Origin of the sequence: Pigmentiphaga litoralis (genome assembly GCF_048632615.1) — a bacterium.
Classification (GTDB): Bacteria; Pseudomonadota; Gammaproteobacteria; order Burkholderiales; family Burkholderiaceae_B; genus Pigmentiphaga; species Pigmentiphaga litoralis_B.
In genome coordinates, this window is record NZ_CP184479.1 from 3484818 (window position 1) to 3504488 (window position 19671).

16 protein-coding genes and 3 pseudogenes are annotated in these 19671 nt (G+C 64.5%); 15 read left to right on the plus strand and 4 right to left on the minus strand.

Annotated features, from left to right (window positions below):
* Nucleotides 1-272 precede the first annotated feature (272 nt).
* Entirely contained in the window at nt 273-1793 is a 1521-nt protein-coding gene (locus ACNANG_RS15895) for an anthranilate synthase component I family protein (protein WP_420223802.1), read from the plus strand.
* Nucleotides 1794-1864: 71 nt separating this feature from the next.
* Here the strand turns inward: ACNANG_RS15895 and ACNANG_RS15900 are convergent, their stop codons facing one another.
* Nucleotides 1865-2740 carry a GntR family transcriptional regulator gene (locus tag ACNANG_RS15900; RefSeq protein WP_420223803.1) on the minus strand — a complete coding sequence of 292 codons (876 nt, stop codon included), beginning with the start codon at nt 2738-2740 and terminating at the stop codon, nt 1865-1867.
* A gap of 169 nt (nt 2741-2909) precedes the next feature.
* Here ACNANG_RS15900 and ACNANG_RS15905 point away from each other — a divergent pair, with 169 nt between their 5' ends.
* From ACNANG_RS15905 to ACNANG_RS15925, 5 genes are all read left to right on the plus strand, one after another.
* Nucleotides 2910-3923, plus strand: coding sequence for an amidohydrolase family protein (locus ACNANG_RS15905; protein ID WP_420223804.1), 1014 nt, complete (start codon nt 2910-2912; stop codon nt 3921-3923).
* The gene (locus ACNANG_RS15910) at nt 3924-5306 is read left to right on the plus strand and encodes an NAD-dependent succinate-semialdehyde dehydrogenase (RefSeq protein WP_420223805.1); all 1383 of its coding nucleotides are present in this window, start codon (nt 3924-3926) and stop codon (nt 5304-5306) included.
* Between the two features lie 67 nt (nt 5307-5373).
* Entirely contained in the window at nt 5374-5787 is a 414-nt protein-coding gene (locus tag ACNANG_RS15915; RefSeq protein WP_420223806.1) for a cupin domain-containing protein, read from the plus strand.
* Nucleotides 5788-5837: 50 nt separating this feature from the next.
* Nucleotides 5838-6935, plus strand: coding sequence for an isocitrate/isopropylmalate dehydrogenase family protein (locus tag ACNANG_RS15920; RefSeq protein WP_420223807.1), 1098 nt, complete (start codon nt 5838-5840; stop codon nt 6933-6935).
* A gap of 99 nt (nt 6936-7034) precedes the next feature.
* Nucleotides 7035-8015, plus strand: coding sequence for a Bug family tripartite tricarboxylate transporter substrate binding protein (locus ACNANG_RS15925; RefSeq protein ID WP_420223808.1), 981 nt, complete (start codon nt 7035-7037; stop codon nt 8013-8015).
* 146 nt (nt 8016-8161) lie between these two features.
* Here ACNANG_RS15925 and ACNANG_RS15930 read toward each other — a convergent pair.
* Nucleotides 8162-8956 (minus strand): annotated as a pseudogene (locus ACNANG_RS15930) (LysR family transcriptional regulator); the annotation flags it as partial.
* 155 nt (nt 8957-9111) lie between these two features.
* On the opposite strand from ACNANG_RS15930, the gene ACNANG_RS15935 reads away from it, so the two are divergent.
* From ACNANG_RS15935 to ACNANG_RS15960, 6 genes and pseudogenes are all read left to right on the plus strand, one after another.
* Entirely contained in the window at nt 9112-9654 is a 543-nt protein-coding gene (locus ACNANG_RS15935) for a VOC family protein (protein WP_420227556.1), read from the plus strand.
* Nucleotides 9647-10768 (plus strand): alpha/beta hydrolase family protein, encoded by a 1122-nt coding sequence (locus tag ACNANG_RS15940; protein ID WP_420223809.1) that lies wholly within the window; start codon nt 9647-9649, stop codon nt 10766-10768. Before ACNANG_RS15935 ends, ACNANG_RS15940 begins: the two co-directional genes overlap by 8 nt.
* The gene (locus ACNANG_RS15945) at nt 10765-12495 is read left to right on the plus strand and encodes an FAD-dependent monooxygenase (protein ID WP_420223810.1); all 1731 of its coding nucleotides are present in this window, start codon (nt 10765-10767) and stop codon (nt 12493-12495) included. The genes ACNANG_RS15940 and ACNANG_RS15945 overlap by 4 nt, the downstream gene beginning before the upstream one ends.
* Nucleotides 12492-12695, plus strand: a complete 204-nt coding sequence (locus ACNANG_RS15950; protein ID WP_420223811.1) for a hypothetical protein — start codon at nt 12492-12494, stop codon at nt 12693-12695. Before ACNANG_RS15945 ends, ACNANG_RS15950 begins: the two co-directional genes overlap by 4 nt.
* A 33-nt stretch (nt 12696-12728) precedes the next feature.
* Entirely contained in the window at nt 12729-13706 is a 978-nt protein-coding gene (locus ACNANG_RS15955; protein WP_420227557.1) for a Bug family tripartite tricarboxylate transporter substrate binding protein, read from the plus strand.
* A 98-nt stretch (nt 13707-13804) separates the two neighbouring features.
* Nucleotides 13805-15921, plus strand: a pseudogene (locus ACNANG_RS15960) (TonB-dependent siderophore receptor).
* 19 nt (nt 15922-15940) lie between these two features.
* Here the strand turns inward: ACNANG_RS15960 and ACNANG_RS15965 are convergent.
* Nucleotides 15941-16324 carry a type II toxin-antitoxin system RelE/ParE family toxin gene (locus ACNANG_RS15965; protein ID WP_420223812.1) on the minus strand — a complete coding sequence of 128 codons (384 nt, stop codon included), beginning with the start codon at nt 16322-16324 and terminating at the stop codon, nt 15941-15943.
* A gap of 3 nt (nt 16325-16327) precedes the next feature.
* On the minus strand, nt 16328-16630 hold the full coding sequence (locus ACNANG_RS15970; protein ID WP_420223813.1) for a type II toxin-antitoxin system Phd/YefM family antitoxin: 303 nt from the start codon (nt 16628-16630) through the stop codon (nt 16328-16330).
* Nucleotides 16631-17217: 587 nt separating this feature from the next.
* On the opposite strand from ACNANG_RS15970, the gene ACNANG_RS15975 reads away from it, so the two are divergent.
* From ACNANG_RS15975 to trpC, 3 genes and pseudogenes are all read left to right on the plus strand, one after another.
* On the plus strand, nt 17218-17787 hold the full coding sequence (locus ACNANG_RS15975; RefSeq protein ID WP_420223814.1) for an aminodeoxychorismate/anthranilate synthase component II: 570 nt from the start codon (nt 17218-17220) through the stop codon (nt 17785-17787).
* A gap of 32 nt (nt 17788-17819) precedes the next feature.
* Entirely contained in the window at nt 17820-18860 is a 1041-nt protein-coding gene (gene trpD / locus ACNANG_RS15980) for an anthranilate phosphoribosyltransferase (protein WP_420223815.1), read from the plus strand.
* A 7-nt stretch (nt 18861-18867) separates the two neighbouring features.
* Nucleotides 18868-19655 (plus strand): annotated as a pseudogene (gene trpC / locus ACNANG_RS15985) (indole-3-glycerol phosphate synthase TrpC).
* The last annotated feature ends 16 nt before the right edge of the window (nt 19656-19671 follow it).

Sequence of the window (19671 nt, forward strand, 5' to 3'; positions counted from 1 at the left end):
TATCGTTTACGAATTCAATCATCCGCATGCTGACCATCACCCTCGCGATCCCGGCCTGCGCCACCTGGCGCTGGTGGCGTTCGTCCGCCGGGTGGTGGTGATTCATTCCGGCCTAACGTTCAATCCCTGAACGTCCGGCCATCGTAAGACCCCCAGTTTTCGAATCGACCCCGCCCGCGTCCTGAAGGACCGGAGGCGTCGTCGTGTCATGTCCGACTCCGGAACCCAAGATGCGGGTGGTGCGACACACACTGCACGTAATCGAGGAAACCATGACCGAAGTCGAATTCCAGGCACTTGCCGCCCAGGGCTACAACCGCATTCCGCTGGTCGCCGAAACCTATGCCGACCTCGACACCCCGCTCGCGCTTTACCTGAAGCTGGCGCAGACCGGCCCGGCCAAGGGCGCGATGAGCTGCCTGCTCGAGTCGGTGGTGGGCGGCGAGCGTTTTGGCCGCTATTCCTTCATTGGCCTGCCCGCGCGCGCCTTTCTGCGCACCCATGGCACCGTGACGGAAGTGGTCGAGGATGGGACCGTGACCGAAACGCACGACGGCGATCCGCTGGCCTTCGTGGCTGACTACCAGAAGCGCTTCAAGGTGGCGCTGCGGGCAGGCATGCCGCGCTTCATCGGCGGGCTGGCCGGTTATTTCGGCTACGACATGGTTCGCCATATCGAGAAAAAGCTGGGCCCGTGCACCAAGCCCGATCCGACCGGCATGGGCGATCCGGTGCCAGACATGCTGCTGCTGTTGATTGACGAACTGGCCATCGTCGACAACCTGACCGGCCGGTTGTACCTGGTCGTGTATGCCGACCCGTCTTTGCCAGAAGCCTACCCCCGCGCGCGCAACCGCCTGCGCGACCTGCGCGCCCAGCTGCGCAAGCCTGTCGAGATACCGTATAGCCAGGCCAGCCTGCCGACCGAGACCCAGCGCAATTTTCCCAAGGCCGACTACCTGGCCGCGGTCGTCAAGGCCAAGGAATACATTGCCGCGGGGGATCTGATGCAGGTGCAGGTGGGGCAGGTGATCGCCAAGCCCTTCCGCGATTCGCCGCTGTCCTTGTATCGCGCCCTGCGGTCGCTGAACCCGTCGCCCTACATGTACTTCTGGAACTTTGGCGACTTCCAGGTCGTCGGCGCTTCCCCCGAAATCCTGGTGCGGCAGGAAGCCGTGACCGAAGGCGGGGCGACCCGTCAGAAGGTAACGATCCGTCCGCTCGCCGGCACCCGGCCACGCGGCGCCACGCCAGAAGACGACGCGGCGCTGGCCGACGAGTTGCGCGCCGATCCCAAGGAAATCGCCGAGCACGTCATGCTGATCGACCTGGCCCGCAACGACGTCGGCCGCATCGCGGACATCGGCTCGGTGGTCGTGACCGACCAGATGGCCATCGAACGGTACTCGCACGTCATGCACCTGGTGTCCAACGTGACCGGCACCTTGCGTGAAGGCATGAGTTCGATGGACGTGCTGCGCGCGACCTTCCCGGCCGGCACGCTGTCGGGCGCGCCCAAGGTGCGCGCCATGGAACTGATCGACGAACTGGAGCCGGTGCGCCGCTGCATCTACGCGGGTGCCGCCGGCTACCTGAGCTACGGCGGCGAAATGGACGTGGCAATCGCCATCCGCACGGGCGTCATCAAGAACGGCATGCTGTACGTGCAGGCCGCTGCGGGTGTCGTTGCGGATTCGGAGCCCGAAAAGGAATGGGCCGAGACGGAAGCCAAGGCGCGCGCGGTGCTGCGCGCGGCGGAGCAGGTGCAATCGGGGCTGGACGATCCGATCTGAGCGCGATGGCGTCAGGCCTGCACGCTTGACGGCCGCACGCATCGGGCATGCAGGCCATGGGTCCCCCCACGTCAGGCCTGCGTCTTGTCGTGGACCGCGCTGCGCAGATGCAGCCGCATGTGATCGGCGGCCGCTTCGACCTGGCCATCCAGCAGCAGGTCGATCAACACCAGATGTTCCTGGCAGCGGCGCAGCGCCTGTTCGCGGTCCACGGCCTTGCGGTATTCGAACAGGCGGCGCACCCGGTTCAGCCGTGTCAGCGAATCCGCGATGAACACGTTGCCCGATCCGGCGGCAATGGTTTCGTGCAGATGCGTATTGGCATCGAACAACTGCGCAGGCGATGCCGTGTCCACGGCGCCTGCCACCAGCATGGCCTGTTCCGCACGGCAGGCGAGCAAGGCGGTGCGATCCACCTTGAAATCCGGCTCCAGCATGGCCGCCGGCTCGACCAGCAGCCGGTAGCGATAACTCTGCCTGTACGCCGATAGCGAACTGAGCATGGGCAGGAACATCCATCCGTGCCCGGGCATGCGCTGTATCCATCCTTCGTGGACCATGCGCCGCAGGATCGCGGCCAGCGTTGCCCGTGTCACGCCATAGCGCCGCATCAATTCATTCTCGGTGACCCGGTCCGGCAAGGTGCCGGCAACGCGGTCTTCCGCGATCGTCAAATACACCCGTTCGATGTCGGTCGGCTGCTCGTCCTGCCCGGGAAGGCTGGCCGGGGCCGGGTCATGCGCGGCCACCACACAGCCCTTGCCCGGGCTGTTTTCGATCACGCCCAACTCCACCAGCTTGCGCAACGCGTCTCGCACCGGAGACCGCGATACGCGGAAATGATCCGACAGCGCGCGCTCTGTCAGCCGCGTACCGGCGGGCCATTTCTGCGCGGCGATATGACGGCGGATATCACCGACAAGTTGGTCGGAAAGGGCTTGGCTCATGGACTCAAGGGCTGCGTAGCGCGTGGTCAAAAATCATAACATCGGCAAGCACTATCGGTACTTTGTTCGACAAAGAACGCAAAGACAAAGGTGGTTAAGCCAAAAAACCATCTTGACTTGGTACTTTGAATGAATAAAATACCAAAAAGCCAACCATCAGGAGACGGCGGTGACGAGCGATCCAGACACGCAAGCGGCATTTGCTCCAGCACTGCCGTCCGTTCCAGTGATGCCGGTCCCTGACGGCAGCTGCGACACGCACGTGCACGTGTTCGACCCCGCCCGCTACCCGTATGCCGACTCGCGCTCCTACACGCCGCCTTCAGCCACCGCTGCACAACTGGCCGGTGTAGCGGCGCGTCTCGGGGTAGAGCGCGTCGTGGTCGTGCAGCCAAGTTGTTATGGCCACGACAACGCGGCGGTGCTGGATGCCGTCCGTCAACTGGGCCTGACCCGCGCGCGGGGTGTGGTGGCGCTGGATGAAGCCTCATTGCATGACCGGACGGCCGATATCGAAGCGTTCCACCGTTCCGGCGTTCGGGGCGTGCGCCTGAATGGCTCCGTCAATGATCTGGGCGACGGCGAGGCCATCGCCGCGCACATGGCGCGGCTGCAAACAGCAACGGCCCACCTTGGATGGCATGTGCAGATGTATATGCCCGTGTCGACTGTGAAAGCCATCGCCCCTGCGATTGCTGCGTTCAAGATGCCTGTGGTGCTCGACCACTTCGGCGGTCTGGACGCGTCGTCGTGTGTCCAAGGGTCGCCAGACGTCGACACCTTGCTGCACCTTCTGCGGACCGGGAACCTGTACCTCAAGCTGTCGGCGCCGTATCGCGTGGCAGGCAGCAAAGCAGGCGTCGGCCAGGCGCTTGCCGATGTGGTCCGCCGCTTTGCCCAGGCCGCGCCCGACCGTTTGCTGTGGGGATCCGACTGGCCGCACACGGGCGGGGCGGGTCGCCGGGCAGGCGCTGTCACATATCGCGATACCGGCCTGGGCAATGGCGCCCGCGCTTGCGCCGCCTTCGAACCCTTTCGTTCCGAGAACGCCGCAACGGCCCTGGACGAACTGCAGACCTGGCTTCCCGACCCCGCGGTACGCCATCGCATTCTTGTCAGCAACCCCGCGCGGCTGTACGGCTTTGACCTGGCGACCGCCGCCTTACCACCTAGAGAGGTCTGAATGATCGAATCGATCAACCCCGCCACCGGCGCGGTATCCGCGTTGATCCCCTTGCACTCGGCGGCCGCCGTCGATGCCACGCTGTCCGATGCCGTCGCCGCGCAGCGCGCGTGGGCGCACCAGTCGGTCGAACACCGCTGCGCGTTGTTGTATCGCCTGGCGGCGGTGCTGCGCAAGAATCTGTCGGCTTACGCGCGGCGGATTACGGCCGAAATGGGCAAGCCCCTTGCCGAAGCAGAAAGCGAAATTGAAAAGAGCGCGGTGACCTGCGAGTTCTACGCCAATCATGCCGCGCAATTCCTGGCCGACCAGCCCGTCGCGAGCAATGCCACGCGCAGCGCCGTGGTGTTCGATCCGCTTGGGGTGGTCCTGGCGATCATGCCGTGGAACTACCCGTTCTGGCAGTTCATCCGTTTTGCCGCACCGGCGCTTGCCGCGGGCAACGGGGCCATTCTCAAGCATGCCAACAATGTGCCGGAATGCGCACTGGCACTTGAAGCGGCGTTCCTTGAAGCCGGGGCGCCCAGGGGGCTGGTCGGGACGGTGCTGATCGACGCGGCCGACGTCGCGGCCATCATTGCCGATCCGCGTATTGCCGCACTGACGCTGACGGGATCCACGGCCGTCGGCAAATTGGTCGCGGCGCAAGCCGGCAGTGTGCTGAAGAAGCAGGTACTGGAACTGGGCGGGTCCGATCCCTTCATCGTGTTGAAAGATGCGGACGTCGATGCCGCCGCGCGCACCGCGGTCAAGGCACGATTTTCGAACACCGGGCAAAGCTGCATCTCGGCCAAACGTTTCATCGTCGACCAGACCATCGCCGATACCTTCAGCGCGGCTTTTTGCGAGCACGCCAGCCGCCTGAAGGTCGGCGACCCGATGGCGAGCGGCACCGACATCGGGCCGTTGGCCCGGGCCAATCTGCGCGATGCCTTGCACGATCAGGTCCAGCGCAGCCTTGCCGCAGGCGCGACCCTGGTGCTGGGCGGCCATGCGCTGCAACCGGAAGGATGCGAGCACGGTTTCTTTTACGCGCCGACCATTCTCGACCACGTGACCCCGGACATGGCCACGGCCATGGAAGAAACCTTTGGCCCTGCCGCGGCCATCCTGCGGGTGGCCGATGAAGCCGAGGCCATCCGCCTGGCCAACGCCACGGAATTCGGTCTGGGCGCGGCGCTGTGGACCCGCGACGTCGAGCGTGGCGCGCGCCTGGCGCGGCAGATCGACGCGGGCGCGGTGTTCATCAACGGCATGGTGGCATCCGACGCGCGATTGCCCTTCGGCGGTATCAAACAATCCGGATACGGCCGGGAACTTGGCGACTACGGCATCCGCGAGTTCACCAACATCAAATCAGTGTGGGTCGGTCCGGCGCGCTGACGCCGCGTTCGCTACCCGCCCAGACCCGACAGCCCTCACAACCCTTGTTTCTTCCAGGACCCCGAACATGATCAAGACCGAATCAAACGCCGTGCTGCTCAAGCCTGCCAGCATCAAGAAACATGACCGCGGTGGTGGCGCGAGCACGACCCCGCTGGTGACCAAAGGGCTGGGCGCTTCCGTGTTCATCACCGGCTACACCGAGTTCGCCGGCGGCGCAAAGATCCCTTTCCACTATCACAACTGCGAAGAGAGCGTGATGCTGGTCGAGGGGCACGCATTGTTCGACATCGACGGCCAGGAATTCGAGGTCGCGCCGCAAGACATGACCTTCATCCCGGCCGGCGTGCCGCACCGCTTTCGTAATGCATCTGATACCGAGCCCATGAAGATCCTGTGGATCTATGGGTCGCCCGACGCCAATCGCACGCTGGTCGAGACCGGCGAAACGCGTCCGATTGCCGCCGAACACGCGACGTGATGCGACCGTGGCCGCAGTGATTTCTTCCGCTTTCAACAGGTAGACCTCTCATGAAATTCCTAGTGTTGCCAGGGGACGGCATCGGTCCCGAAATCGTCGGGTCCGCCGTCGATGTGCTCGATACGGTGCAGGCCCACTACGGTCTGGATCTTGCGTTCGACTACCAGGACATCGGCTTTGCGAGCCTCGACAAACACGGCACGACGCTGCGCGAGACCGTATTGCAGGGCGCTCGCAACTACGACGGCATACTGCTCGGCACGCAGTCGCATGCGGACTATCCACCGCCTGAGCAGGGCGGCCGCAATATCTCGGGCGCCTTCCGCGTCGGACTGGATTTGTACGCCAATGTGCGGCCCGCGCGCACGCGTCCCTATCTGCCCAGCAATCTGTCGGCGGGCAAGACGATGGACCTGGTGATCATGCGCGAGGCGACCGAAGGTTTCTATCCAGACCGCAACATGGCGAAAGGGTGGGGCGAGATGATGCCGTCGCCCGACATGGCGCTGTCCGTCCGCAAGATCACGCGCCACTGCAGCGAACGCATTGCGCGCCGCGCGTTCGAGCTGGCAATGACCCGCAAGAAGAAGGTCACCGCCATTCACAAGGCCAATAGCTTCCACATGACAGATGGCCTGTTCCTTGAATGCGTGGCCAAGGTTGCCGCCGAGTTTCCCGAAGTCATGTATGACGACCTGCTGGTGGATGCGTCCACTGCCTATCTGGTCCGCAATCCCGAACGGTTCGACGTGCTGGTTGCCGAAAATTTCTATGGCGACATTCTGTCGGATCTTGCGAGCGAACTGTCGGGCAGCCTGGGGCTGGCGGGGTCGATCATGGCGGGTGACGAGCTGTGCTGCGCCCAGGCTCAACATGGGTCCGCGCCCGACATCCAAGGACAGGACAAGGCCAATCCGACGTCCATGCTGCTGTCGGTAGCGATGTTGCTCGAATGGCTGGGCAAGCGCCGTGACCTGGCCGCGTACACGCAGGCGGGCCTGGCCATTCATGCCGCAGTCGAAGCCACGCTGGCCGACCCCGCCACCCGCACGCGGGACATTGGCGGCGACATCGGAACCCGGGCATTCAGCGCGGCGGTCAAGGCAAACCTGAAGGCACACCACGCGACCGCGCAAGCCGCGCGCTGATCCTCCTTCCGCTGCCGCATCCCCCGGCGCGGCGGCCTGGCACAGGGACCTTCAAGAGTCCCGGCCGTCCCCTTTCCACTTTCGTGTTGGAGACACATCATGACCTTGATTCAACGAGGCCTCGGCCTGCTCACCGCGTTGTCGGCGTGCGCACCCGCCCTGGCGGGCAATGGTCCGGACAACTATCCCGTGAAGCCGGTCACGCTTGTCGTCCCGTTCGCTCCTGGCGGCGGCAGCGACAACATTGCGCGCTATGTGGCATCGCGCTTGGGCGAGCGGATGGGCAGCCCGGTCATCATCGACAATCGCCCAGGCGCCGGCACCAACATCGGCAACGAGCTGGCTGCCCGCGCCAAGGGCGATGGCTACACGCTGCTGTTCGGACAGGTCACCTTGTCCATCAACCCCTACGTCTACAAGAACCTGAAGTACAGCGTGGCCAAGGATTTCGTGCCGGTCGCCCATCTTGCCAATTCCCCCACGGTCCTGCTGACCAACCGCGACCTTGGCGTAAAAGACGTGCGAGGTTTCGTCAAGCATGTGCAGGACCACCCCGGCGCCGTCAACTATGGGTCGGGAGGAACGGGAACGTCGGTGCATCTGGCGGGCTATCTGTTCAACTCGATCACCCGGCTGGACATGACCCATGTTCCCTACAAAGGCAGCGGCCCCGCCATGACCGATCTGATTGGCGGGCAGATCCAGGCCATGTTCGACACGGCGCCGTCGGCGGTCCCGCAAGCCGGGGCCGGCGCCCGCGTCGTGGCATTGGCTGTGACCGGCAAGACCCGGCTCGATGCGCTGCCCGACGTTCCTACCTTTGCCGAAGCCGGCTATCCGGCATTCGATGCGCCCGCCTGGTACGGCGTGCTGGCGCCCACCGGCACACCCGCCAGTGTAGTGACCTATCTGAATCAACAGGTCAACCGCGTTCTGGAGGAACCCGAGACACGCAAGCGATTCGTGCAGCTCGGCGCCACGGCGGCAGGCGGCACGCCGGCCGATTTCGGCGCCTTCCTGCGTACCGAGGCCGCGCGGTGGGAATCGGTCGTCAAGAGCGCGAACGTCACGCCGGACTGACCGGCCTCATCGCCGTTGATTCGAGACATGCCGTTTCGTCCGTTGCGCCAGATGGTCATGCAGCACGTCGATGAAGCTTTGCGCGGCGGGCGAGGGGCGCGGCGCGACATGCCGTACACGCAGATCGTGCGATGGAACGCCGGCTTGACCAGCGGCACCATGACCAGCCCCTGCGCCTGCACGGTGCGGGCCGCGTAGCTCGGGCACACCGTGACCCCCAGCCCGGCTTCTGCCATGCCCAATGCCGTCGTGATGTAGGACACGGATTGCGTCCCCGGCCCCGCCAGGGCGTCGCGCCCGTCAGGATCGAGTTCGGGCAGCACGCGGCGCAGGAAGTCGCGGGTCGGGGCGATGAAGGTCTCGCCGTGCAGATCGTTCCAGGCGACTTGCCGGCGTGTGGCGAACGGGTGGCCGGCGGGGCAGACCAGCCAGTGCCTGTCCTTGAACAGGGCCTGCCGCTCGAACGTGTCGTCCACCTCGATATCCTGGCCGATGGCCAGTTCGACTGCGCCAGATGCGATGCCGTCCAGCAAGTGTTCGGGCGGGGTATCGGCAAGCCTTACCTCGATGGCCGGATAGCGCGCGCGGAATGCGGCGATCACGGGCGGCATCCACGTGCAGGCCATGAATTGCGGCGCGGCCAGTCGCAACACGCCGCGCCGCTTGTCCCGCAGGTCGGTCAGCCCGGACACCGCCGTGGCCAGGTCGGCCAGCATGCGTTGCACGGCCGGCTGGAATTCCCGGCCCGCTTCGGACAGCACCACGCGCCGGGTATGGCGATCGAACAGCCTGACGCCCAGGTCGGCTTCCATCTCACGAATGAGCACGCTCAATGCGGACTGCGTCAGGTGCAGCGTGGCGGCAGCCGCCGTGAAGCTGCCGGTGTCGGCCACGGCCGTGAAAGCTCGGAGTTGGCGCAACGTCAGATTCATACAATCCATTCATGATTCGATGAAATAATTTCGATTGAATCATAGGTCAGGCCGCGTTCCAATGATCCGTATCGATAACAGGAAGGAGCGGAGACGTGACCACGACACCTTCTACTGGCGCGGCAATGGCCGTTGCCACGCCCGCGCCGGGCCATGCGCCCGACATGACCGGCGCGCCCCTGGCGGTGCCGGTGCTGGGCCTGCACCATTTCGCATGGCGATGCCGCGATAGCGAAGAAACCCGCCAGTTCTATGAAGACCTGCTGGGCCTGCCCCTGGTGCATGTCATCAAGAGCGACCACGTGCCAAGCACCGGCGAATACTGCCCCTACGTGCACATCTTTTTCCAGATGCGCGACGGTTCCTACATTGCATTCTTCGATCTGGGCGACGACGTCAAGGCTGAACCATCGCCGAACACGCCGCCGTGGGTGAACCACATTGCCTTGCGCGTGGAGTCGGTGGCGGCGCTGCGGGCCGCCAAGGCCCGGCTCGACGCCGCGGGTGTCGAGGTGCTGGGCGTGACCGACCACCACATCATCGAATCGATCTATTTCTTCGATCCCAACGGCATTCGTGTCGAGCTGACGACGCCCACGGTGCCGCAGTCCGAGATGGATGCGCATGCCCTGCGTGCGCGCGCCGACCTGGATGAATGGACCGCGCGCAAGGCCGCCAGGATGGCAGGGCAGGGCGCCCATGTCTGAGCTCAGGATCGCCGTTATCGATGTCAAGCCAGGCGCGTCGATGGAAAGCCAGTCCGGGCTGCAAATGCTGCGGCCCCGCATCTTTGGCGCGTACCGGGCGCCGGCGGACCGCCGCAAGGTGGCTGCCATCGTCATGCACCCGACCAGCAATTTCATGGGGCATTACCTGATCGAACCGTTGGCCGAGCGAGGCATCTGCTGCATGGGGCTGAACTCGCGCTACATGGGCAATGACACCTTGCTACTGATGGAACGCGCCATCCAGGACCTGGGAGCGGGTGTGAAGTACCTGCGTAATGCGGGCTACGAAAAGGTCGTGCTGATCGGCAACTCGGGCGGTGCGGCGCTGGCGAGCTTCTATCAGGCGCAGGCCGAGACGCTGACCGCGACGCATTTCCCGGACGGAGACCCGACGAATCTGCATGCCGACGATCTGCCGCCGGTGGATGGCATCGCGCTGTGCGCGGCGCACCTGGGCCGCAGCCGCCTGATGCGCGACTGGATCGATCCGTCAGTGACCGACGAACAGGATCCGCTGTCGGTCGACCCGGCGCTGGACATGTATGACCCGCGTCATGGCGTGCCCTACGATAAGGACTTTCTGGCGCGTTTTTCTGCCGGCCAGCAGGCGCGGCTGGACCGGATCGAGCAGTGGACCATGGACCGGCTGCGCGTGTTGCGCGCGACGCCGGGCGCGCCGCGCGATCAGGCCTTTATCGTCTATCGCACGCATGCCGACCCGCGTTGCCTGGACTTGTCGATCGATGCGAATGACCGCGCGCCGGGCAGTGTGTGGGGCGATGCGCGGCAGGTGAACTATTCGGCCAACGCCATGGGCCGCACCACGTCGCTAACAGCCTTTCTGTCGCAGTGGTCGTCACGCTCGCAAGCCGATGGTCCGACCAATCTGGCGCGTACGTCGGTGCCGGTGCTGTTGCTGACCTACACGGCGGACCAGTCGACCTTTCCCAGCACGCGCGATACGTGGCTGGCCGCGGGTGGCGACCGCATCCGCAATGTGGATATCGTTGGCGGCAACCACTATCTGGCAGGACAGCCCGCGTTGGTGCCGCAGGCGGCGGACGCCATCGCCGGCTGGGCGGAGGCTTTATGACGCACGTCGACAGCGAGATGCCGCCTTCGGTCGGCGCCTTCCACTACACGCGCTATCGGTCGGCATTGCCTGCGCTGATCGACGGTATCGAGCCGGACGACCACCCCGTGGTGATCGCCGGCGGCGGACCGGTCGGCATGGCGCTCGCCCTGGGTTTGGCCAACCATGGCGTGCGCAGCGTGATCCTCGAACTGGACGACACGGTGTGCGTGGGCAGCCGCGCCGCCTGTATTTCCCGCCGCAGCCTGGAAATCGTGGAACGCCTTGGCGCATTGCCCGCGTTTCTTGAAAAAGGCCTGCCGTGGACCGGTGGCCGCAGCTACTACAAGACGGATGAGGTATTCCGCTTCGCGATGCCGCATGACGACACGCAAAAGCTGCCGCCCATGATCAACCTGGAGCAGTACTACATCGAACACTATCTGCTGCAGGAAATCGAACGCCGGAACGCCGCGACGCCGGGTTTGATCGATGTGCGGTGGGGCACGGAAGTGACGGCGCTGACCCAGCACGGCGATCACGTCATGCTGTCGGCACGCCATGCGGACGGCGCCTATCAGCTGCGCGGCGCGTGGCTGGCCGCCTGCGATGGCGGGCAAAGCCTGGTGCGCAAATCGTTGGGCCTCAGTCTGGAAGGCACGGCCTACGAAGGCCGCTATGTCATCATCGATATCGAACTGCACAGCAGCCATCCGACCGAGCGTCGGGCCTGGTTCGACCCGCCGTGGAATCCGGGGTCCACGGTGCTGATGCATCGGCAGCCCGACGACATCTGGCGCATCGACTACCAACTGCGGGACGGGCAGTCGACGGAAGACGCGCTGCAGCCCGCTGCCGTGGCCGAGTTCGTGCAGCGGCACCTGGATGCGATTGGCGAAGGCCATCTGCCGTGGCACACGGTATGGACCTCGGTGTACCGCGCCGGGGCCATGACCTTGCCCAGCTATCGTCACGGTCGCGTGCTGTTCGCCGGCAATGCGGCGCATGCCATGCCGATCTTTGGTGTGCGCGGCTTGAACTCGGGCTTTGATGACGCCGACAACTTGGCGTGGAAGCTGGCGCGGGTGGCGCGCGGTGTGGCCGGCACGGCACTGCTTGACAGCTATTCGGCCGAGCGCATTGCGGCGTTTCACGTCAATGCCGAAAACGCCATGCGCAGCACCGAGTTCATGTCGCCGCCTTCGCGCGGCTTCGACCTGCTGCGCGAGGCTGCCTTGTCCTTGTCGGGCCGGCATCGTGATATCGCGAACCTGATCAATCCACGGCAGACGCAGGCGGTGCGCTATGTGGCGTCGCCGCTGTCATCGGACAGCGATGCCCTGGACGCCGGTCCGTTGCCGGGAGAGGTCATGCCCAATCTGCAGCTGGGGCCGGGCAGGCACCTGATCGACCTGATGCAGACGCCGGGGTTCGTCGTGCTGGCGGTCGGGACACCGCCGTTGGAACACGCGGCGATCCAGGCATGTCGCCAGTTCGACGCCCACGTCGCGTTTCACGTGCTGGGCCGTGATGACACCCTTAACACGGCGCGCGCGGCGCTTGGCGCTGCCGGCGCGTCGGGGGCCACGTACTTGCTGCGGCCCGATGGCCACGTGGCCGGCAGGTGGTCCGGCACGCCGGCGAACGACGTACTTGCGCAGGCGCTTGCCCGCGCCCTATCGTTGTCGGCAACAACGTTGTCGAATGCAACGTTGCCATCATCCACTTCCCCGCTGGAGGCGTCATGAGTGCCCCGCTGGCCCCCGATGCGCGCGACCGCCTGTACGCGGCGTGCGCCAACGCCGTGACCGAAGCGGGTCCGGCCCGAGAATCCCTTTTTCTGGCGCGTCTGGCCCTGCTGTTGTTCGAGCAGGTCGGCGACGAAGCGCGCTGCCGCCAGGCGCTTGCCGACGCACTGCAGGACCTGCCCATGCCGTCGCTTTCCTAGCTTCGTATTTCCCTGGAGACATCAACAATGACACTGCAACGCAGAACTTTCCTGGCCGGCATGGCGGCCGCCGCCGCCTCGGCCACGCTGCCCTCCCTGGTCCGTGCCCAGGGCTATCCCGAGCAACTCGTCAAATGGGTCGTGCCCTATCCGGCCGGCGGCGGCACCGACGTGATCGCGCGCACCCTGGCCGACGCCATCCGCCCGGCACTTGGACAATCCCTGGTGATCGACAACCGGCCGGGCGCATCGACCAACATCGGGGCTGACCTGGTCGCCAAGAGCAAGCCCGACGGCTACACCATCATGTCGGCCGACAACGCCGTGCTGGCTTTCAATGAATTCCTGTTCGGCAAATTGCCCTTCAATCCTGAAAAGGACTTCACCTACATCGGCGCGATCGGCCGCTTTCCGCTTGCCCTGGTCGTCAACCCGGAATTCCCGGCCAAGGACTTCAAGGCCTTCCTGGCCTATGCCAAGGCGAATCCCGGCAAGCTGAACTATGCATCGCCGGGCAACGGGTCGCCCCATCACCTGGCCATGGAGATGTTCAAGAACCGCACGGGCACCTTCATCACGCACATTCCCTACCGGGGCGCGGCGCCGGCCATGGCCGATGTGATGGGTGGACAGGTCAACTGCATGTTCCTGGATCTGGCCTCGGGCCTGCAGATCATGCAGGCCGGCAAGGTACGCGTCCTGGCCATCGGCTCGGCGCAGCGCAGCAAGCTGCTGCCTGACATTCCCACCCTGGCCGAAGTTGGCGTCCCGAATACCGAAGTGTTTGCCTTCCAGGGCGTGCTCGGGCCGGCCGGCATGCCCCCCGCCGTGGTGTCGCGCCTCAATGCCGAATTGAACAAGGCCTTCAGCAATCCGGCGGTGCAGAAGCGTTTCACGGACTTTGGCATGGAAGCGCTGCCGGGCACCCCAGAGCAGTTCGCAGCGTTGTCGCGGGGCGAAGCGACCCGCTGGGGGCCAATTATCAAGGCGCAGGGCATCCGGTTGGATTGAGGCCACACTGCGGCGGCTACGGATGAGCTGGAACCACGAAAAGGTTAAATTAGGAATGAGAGCTATTCTCATCGCTAACATAACTTTGGATTTCCAGTATGCGTTGCCTTGTTGTTTCCGCATGCGTTCTCAACGCCTCATCGCTTGCCTGGGCACAACAGCCCCCGGGTGCCCCTTCCGCTGTTCAACTGGATGCCGTGACGGTGTACGCACCCGGCGAAACGGCTGATGGTCCCGTTGCTGGCTATCGGGCAACCCGGTCGGCTAGCGCCACGCGCACCGATACGCCGCTGCACGAAACGCCTCAATCCGTCACGGTGCTGCCGCGCGATGTGGTGGAAGACACCGCCGCCACGCGGCTCATCGACGTGCTCGATTACGCGGGAGGCGTGGGCCGCGTCAACAACTTTGGCGGGCAGGGGCTGGCGCTGTTCAGCGCCCGCGGCTTTACCAGCGGCGAGTTCTATCGCAACGGATTCCCGATCAATCGTGGCTACCCCACGGCGCCCGATGCATCCACCATCGAGCGGCTGGAAGTGGTACGCGGCCCGTCGGCAGCCTTATACGGGCGCGGCGATCCGGGCGGCACCTTCAACATTGTGTCCAAACAGCCCTTGTCGCGTCGCGCGGTCACGGTGGGCAGCCAACTGAGCGATCAGGGACTGCGGCGCGCGACGGTCGACGCGACAGGTCCGCTGGATGCCGAAGGCAAGCTGGCCTACCGGCTGAATGCGGTAGCCGAGGGTGGCAAGACGTTCCGCGATGGCGCCGACACCGAACGGTATGGCGTATCTCCGGTCATCAGCTGGCAGCTGACCGAAGCGACCCGGATCATCGTCGAAGCGGACCTGATGCGCAACAACACCCCGCTGGATCGCGGACGCACCGCCTACACCACGCAACAGCGGCGGTCCTCGCGCAGCGTCAATCTGTGGGAGATGGGCAATGGCAATCTTTTGCATAGCGACAATGCCATGGCCCAGGTGCGCTTCGATCATGTCCTCAATGACAACTGGACTCTGGCGGGCGGTGTGCAATGGATGGACGGGTCGCTCAAGGGCAACGCCGTCGAAGCCAATGGCTTGCAAGGCGATGGCCGCACCCTGGGCCGCAACGCCAACTATCGGCGGCTGGACTGGACGGACCGCACCGTTCAACTGAACCTGACCGGCAAGGTCGACACCTGGGGCATCCGGCACACGCTGTTCACGGGTGTCGAATACGACAACTACGACTACGCGTCGATCATCCAGCGCTCCGCCGCGGGGGCGACCGCCTACCCCATCGATATCGTCAATCCGGCCGTGGGCCAGCCCTGGCCCGCGTTGACCCGCACCACCACCCACGATCGCGAATCGCTCAACACCTGGGCCGCGTTCGTGCAGGATCAGATCACACTGACTGACACCCTCAAGGCCCTGGTGGGCGTGCGGCTCGAGCGCTTCAAGCATGACTACACCGACCTGTCACCCGCCGCGCGCAGCTTTGCAAAAACCGACACGGCCGTCACGCCGCGGTTTGGACTGATGTACGACGTGACGCCGACCGTCGCGGTGTACGCCAACACGGCGCGTTCCTACAAGCCCAACACGGGCGCGCAGCGTCTGGGGGCGGCTTCGACCCCGAAAAGGGCAGGTCGAACGAGGTCGGCGTGAAATGGGAAGCGCTGGATCGCACCGTCAGTGTCAACGGCGCGCTGTACCACACGGTCAAACAGAACGTGCAGACGGTTGACCCGGTCGATTCCAGCTATCGCGTCGCGACGGGCGAGGTGCGCAGCCAGGGCCTGGACCTGAACGTGGTGGGCAACCTCACGCCGGCCTGGCGCGTGATCGCGGGCTACGCGCTGGTGGATGCCGAAGTGACCAAGGACAACGTCGCACCGGCGGGCACTCGGCTGGCGAATATTCCGCGCACCCTGGCCAGCCTGCTGAACGTGTACACCTTCCAGGAAGGTCCCGCGCGCGGACTGGGCCTGGGCGCCGGCATCAAGCACACGGCCGACCGCCCCGCCTCGACCGCAACGGGCGCCTATACCATGAAGCGCCATACCGTGGTCGATCTGCTGGCCTTCTATCAGGTGAACAAGAAACTGCGCGTCAATGTGGACATCAAGAATCTGTTCAACAAGGATTATGACGAGGGCGCGTTCCAGTCCTACGTCTACCCCGGCGCGCCGCGCACGGTCCAGGTCGGGATGGCGTACACGTTCTGATGCGCGGAACGTCGCGGCGTCAACGGTTCATCAAAGGGAAGTCGAACGAGAGTTGCCGATGATGCCGGACTGAAAGCAGAAAGACGACGTCAGCAATGACCGCGTAAAGGATCACGAAGTGCGATGTGACGATTTCGCGCAGTTCACTATGGGGTCCCAATGCGCGAAGTGTGTCGGCCAGGAGGTCGACACCCATGGCCGATTCTATGGATTCCGGAATGCGGCCAAAGAACGGTCTGCCCATTGAGGGGAAGCGCTCCAGGTTGGGCACCAGGGTGTCTTCCAGGTCGGCCAGCAGCTCGTCGAACCCGTTTGTGTTGCCTGCTTCGGCAAGGAAGGTTTCGACCTCGGACAACTTTCGTTCGAAGGCTGCCGTGACCTTGACGACAGCGCGTGTCTTCACGCCTTACTCCGTGTTTGACTGGGCGCGACGACGGCGTATCTCCGCCAGCGCCGTAGCCGCTGGCCTGACGCGCCGTGCAGCAATGTCGTCAAGACCTTTGCTGGCGTCATCGATCAGCAGCAGGTGGATGCGCTCGCGCTCCAGCCGGTGGTAGTAATCAAGCCTTTGCGCATCGATCAGAGCGACATAGCTCTCACCGTTTTTCGTGATGATTTTTTCTGCGCCGGCTTTGACTTGATCAGCCAGGTCAGACAGGTGTGCTCTGGCCTGCGACAGCGGGACGATATCGGCAGCAGTAATGGTCATGACAGCTCCAGTCCAGGATGTTGTACAGGATTTTGTACAGTATATAAGCAGCCAGGGTCTGCGTGGCGTGTTTCCACGGTTGCTGGTATCCTTGCCAACGCGCCGTGTGCTTGTGCCCGGCGCGTACCCGACCGATCTCTCAAGCATTTCAAAAAATGATGCCGATGACGCCGATTCGTATTGCCAAGTGGTGGTGGCGCTTCTTCTAAGAAGCGGCATGCTTACGCGGTACGAATCCGCACCTTGCCGCCGTTCCTGGACAGGCAAGGTATCGGAATCCTCTCTCCAGGCACGGCGGCTCACCTTAGAGACCGATCGATGCCCAGCACGTTTGACCTTCCTGCCTTCCTTGTAGCCTGCGTTTCAGTGCCTGATGCATCCCTGCCAGTGCCGTTGCGTGCGTGCGCAAGCGCGCCGCGTGTCGCCATGCACCTGGCCCTGCCGCGTTCCGCGTGCCTGCATCCTGCCCGCCGCCGCGCCGCCATCGGACGATGGCGCCCTGTCGACTAGCCCTTGCCCGCGCGGTCCCTTCCGCGCCACATCGACTTTTCTTTGGTCGCGAACGATTCGCGAACGACAGGTGCCCCATGCTGCTCATGCTCGACAACTACGATTCCTTTACCTACAACCTGGTGCAATACTTCGGCGAGCTTGGCGAAGACGTGCGTGTGTACCGGAACGACGAGATCACCCTGGACGAGGTCGAGCGCCTGGCGCCCGATCGCATTTGCGTGTCGCCGGGTCCGTGCTCGCCGGCGGAGGCGGGGATTTCGGTGCCGCTGATCCAGAAATTTGCCGGGCAGGTGCCCATCCTGGGCGTGTGCCTGGGTCACCAGGCCATCGGCGCCGCGTTCGGTGGCAAAATCGTCCGCGCGCAACAATTGATGCACGGCAAGACGTCGGTGATTACCCATCGCGGCACCGATGTCTTCCGCGACCTGCCGTCGCCCTACACCGTGATCCGTTACCATTCGCTGGCGATCGATCGCGACGAGGTGCCGGACTGCCTGGACGTGACGGCGCAGACGCTGGACGGCGAGATCATGGGTGTGCGGCATCGCACGCTGCCGGTGGTGGGCGTGCAGTTCCACCCCGAATCCATCCTGAGCGAACATGGCCATGCGCTGTTGCGCAATTTCCTGACGCTGGCCGCATGAACCACGCGCAACGATTCCCCAAGGAGACCGTGTTGCCCATCACCCCCAACGAAGCACTGGTGCGTTGCATCGAACATCGCGAAATCTTTCACGACGAGATGCTGTCGCTGATGCGTATGCTGATGCGCGGGGAGATGGCGCCTGCGACGGCGTCGGCCCTGATCATGGGGCTGCGCGTCAAGAAAGAGACGATCGGCGAGATCACCGCGGCCGCGCAGGTCATGCGGGAATTCGCCACCCGTGTCGACGTGCCGGACACAGGCAGCCTGGTCGACCTGGCCGGCACGGGCGGCGACGCCGCGCACACCTTCAACATTTCCACTGCCGCCATGTTCGTGGCGGCGGCGGGCGGCGCGCGGATCGCCAAGCATGGCAACCGCAGCGTGTCGTCGTCATCGGGCAGCGCCGATGTGCTGGAAGCCCTGGGCGTGAACGTCATGCTGCCGTCCGACGCGGTGGCCGACTGTATCGAGGCCACGGGAATTGGTTTCATGTTCGCGCCGTCCCATCACAGCGCCATGAAGAACATCGCGCCGATCCGCAAAGAACTGGGCGTGCGAACCATCTTCAATCTGCTCGGTCCCTTGACTAACCCCGCCAACGCGGCAAACCAGCTGATGGGCGTGTTCCATCCGGACCTGGTCGGCATCCAGGTACGGGTGCTGCAGCGCCTGGGCTCGCGTCACGTGCTGGTCGTGTACGGCAAGGACGGCATGGACGAAGCGTCGCTGGGCGCGGCCACCCTGGTCGGTGAACTGCGTGATGGTGAAGTGCACGAGTACGAGATCCATCCGGAAGACTTTGGCCTGCAGATGGTGTCGAACCGCAGCCTGAAGGTGGCCAATCGCGATGAGTCGCGCGACATGGTGCTGGAAGCGCTAGGCAATGTGCCCGGCGCGGCGCGTGACATCGTTGCGTTGAACGGGGGGCTCGCGCTGTATGCGGGCAATGTCGTCCCGTCGATCGCCGACGGTATCCAGCGGGCCTTCGAGATCATTGCGAGCGGTCAGGCGCGGGCCAAGCTCGATGCCTTCGTCCAGTTCACGCAGTCCGCTTCACGTACCCCTAGGTAGTTTTTTCATGAACGACATTCTCAAACGTATTCTTGACGTCAAGGCCGAGGAAGTCGCCGCGGCGCGGCGCATGCGCAGCGAATCCGAACTGCGCCGCGAGGCCGAGGCGCGCCAGGACGTGCGCGGTTTCGCGGCCGCGATCGAACGCCGCATCGAAGGCGGCAGGGCAGGCGTGATCGCCGAGATCAAGAAGGCGTCGCCGTCCAAGGGCGTGATCCGCGAGAACTTCCAGCCGGCGGAAATTGCCGTGTCGTACGCCGCGCATGGGGCGGCCTGCCTATCGGTGCTGACCGATATGCAGTTCTTCCAGGGATCGATGGACTACCTGCGTCAGGCGCGCGCCGCCTGCGCCCTGCCGGTGCTGCGCAAGGATTTCATTGTCGATACCTACCAGATCGTCGAAGCGCGCGCGCGCGCGCCGATTGCATCTTGCTGATCGTGGCGGCGCTATCGCCGTCGCAACTGCGGGAGTACGAAGCGCTGGCGATGGAGCTGGGCATGGACGTGCTGGTGGAAGTGCACGACGCCGCCGAGCTTGACGTGGCGCTGGACCTGCGCACGACGCTGCTGGGCGTGAACAACCGCAATCTGCGCACGTTCGAGACCTCGTTGCAAAACACCATTGACCTGCTGCCGCGCATTCCGCAAGGCAAGCGTGTCGTGACCGAAAGCGCGATCGCCACGCCGGAAGACGTGCGTTTCATGCGTGAGCACGACGTGCATGCGTTCTTGGTGGGCGAGGCCTTCATGCGCGCGCCGGACCCGGGCGTGGAATTGGCCCGGTTGTTTGCGTGAGAGACCTGTTTTCCGA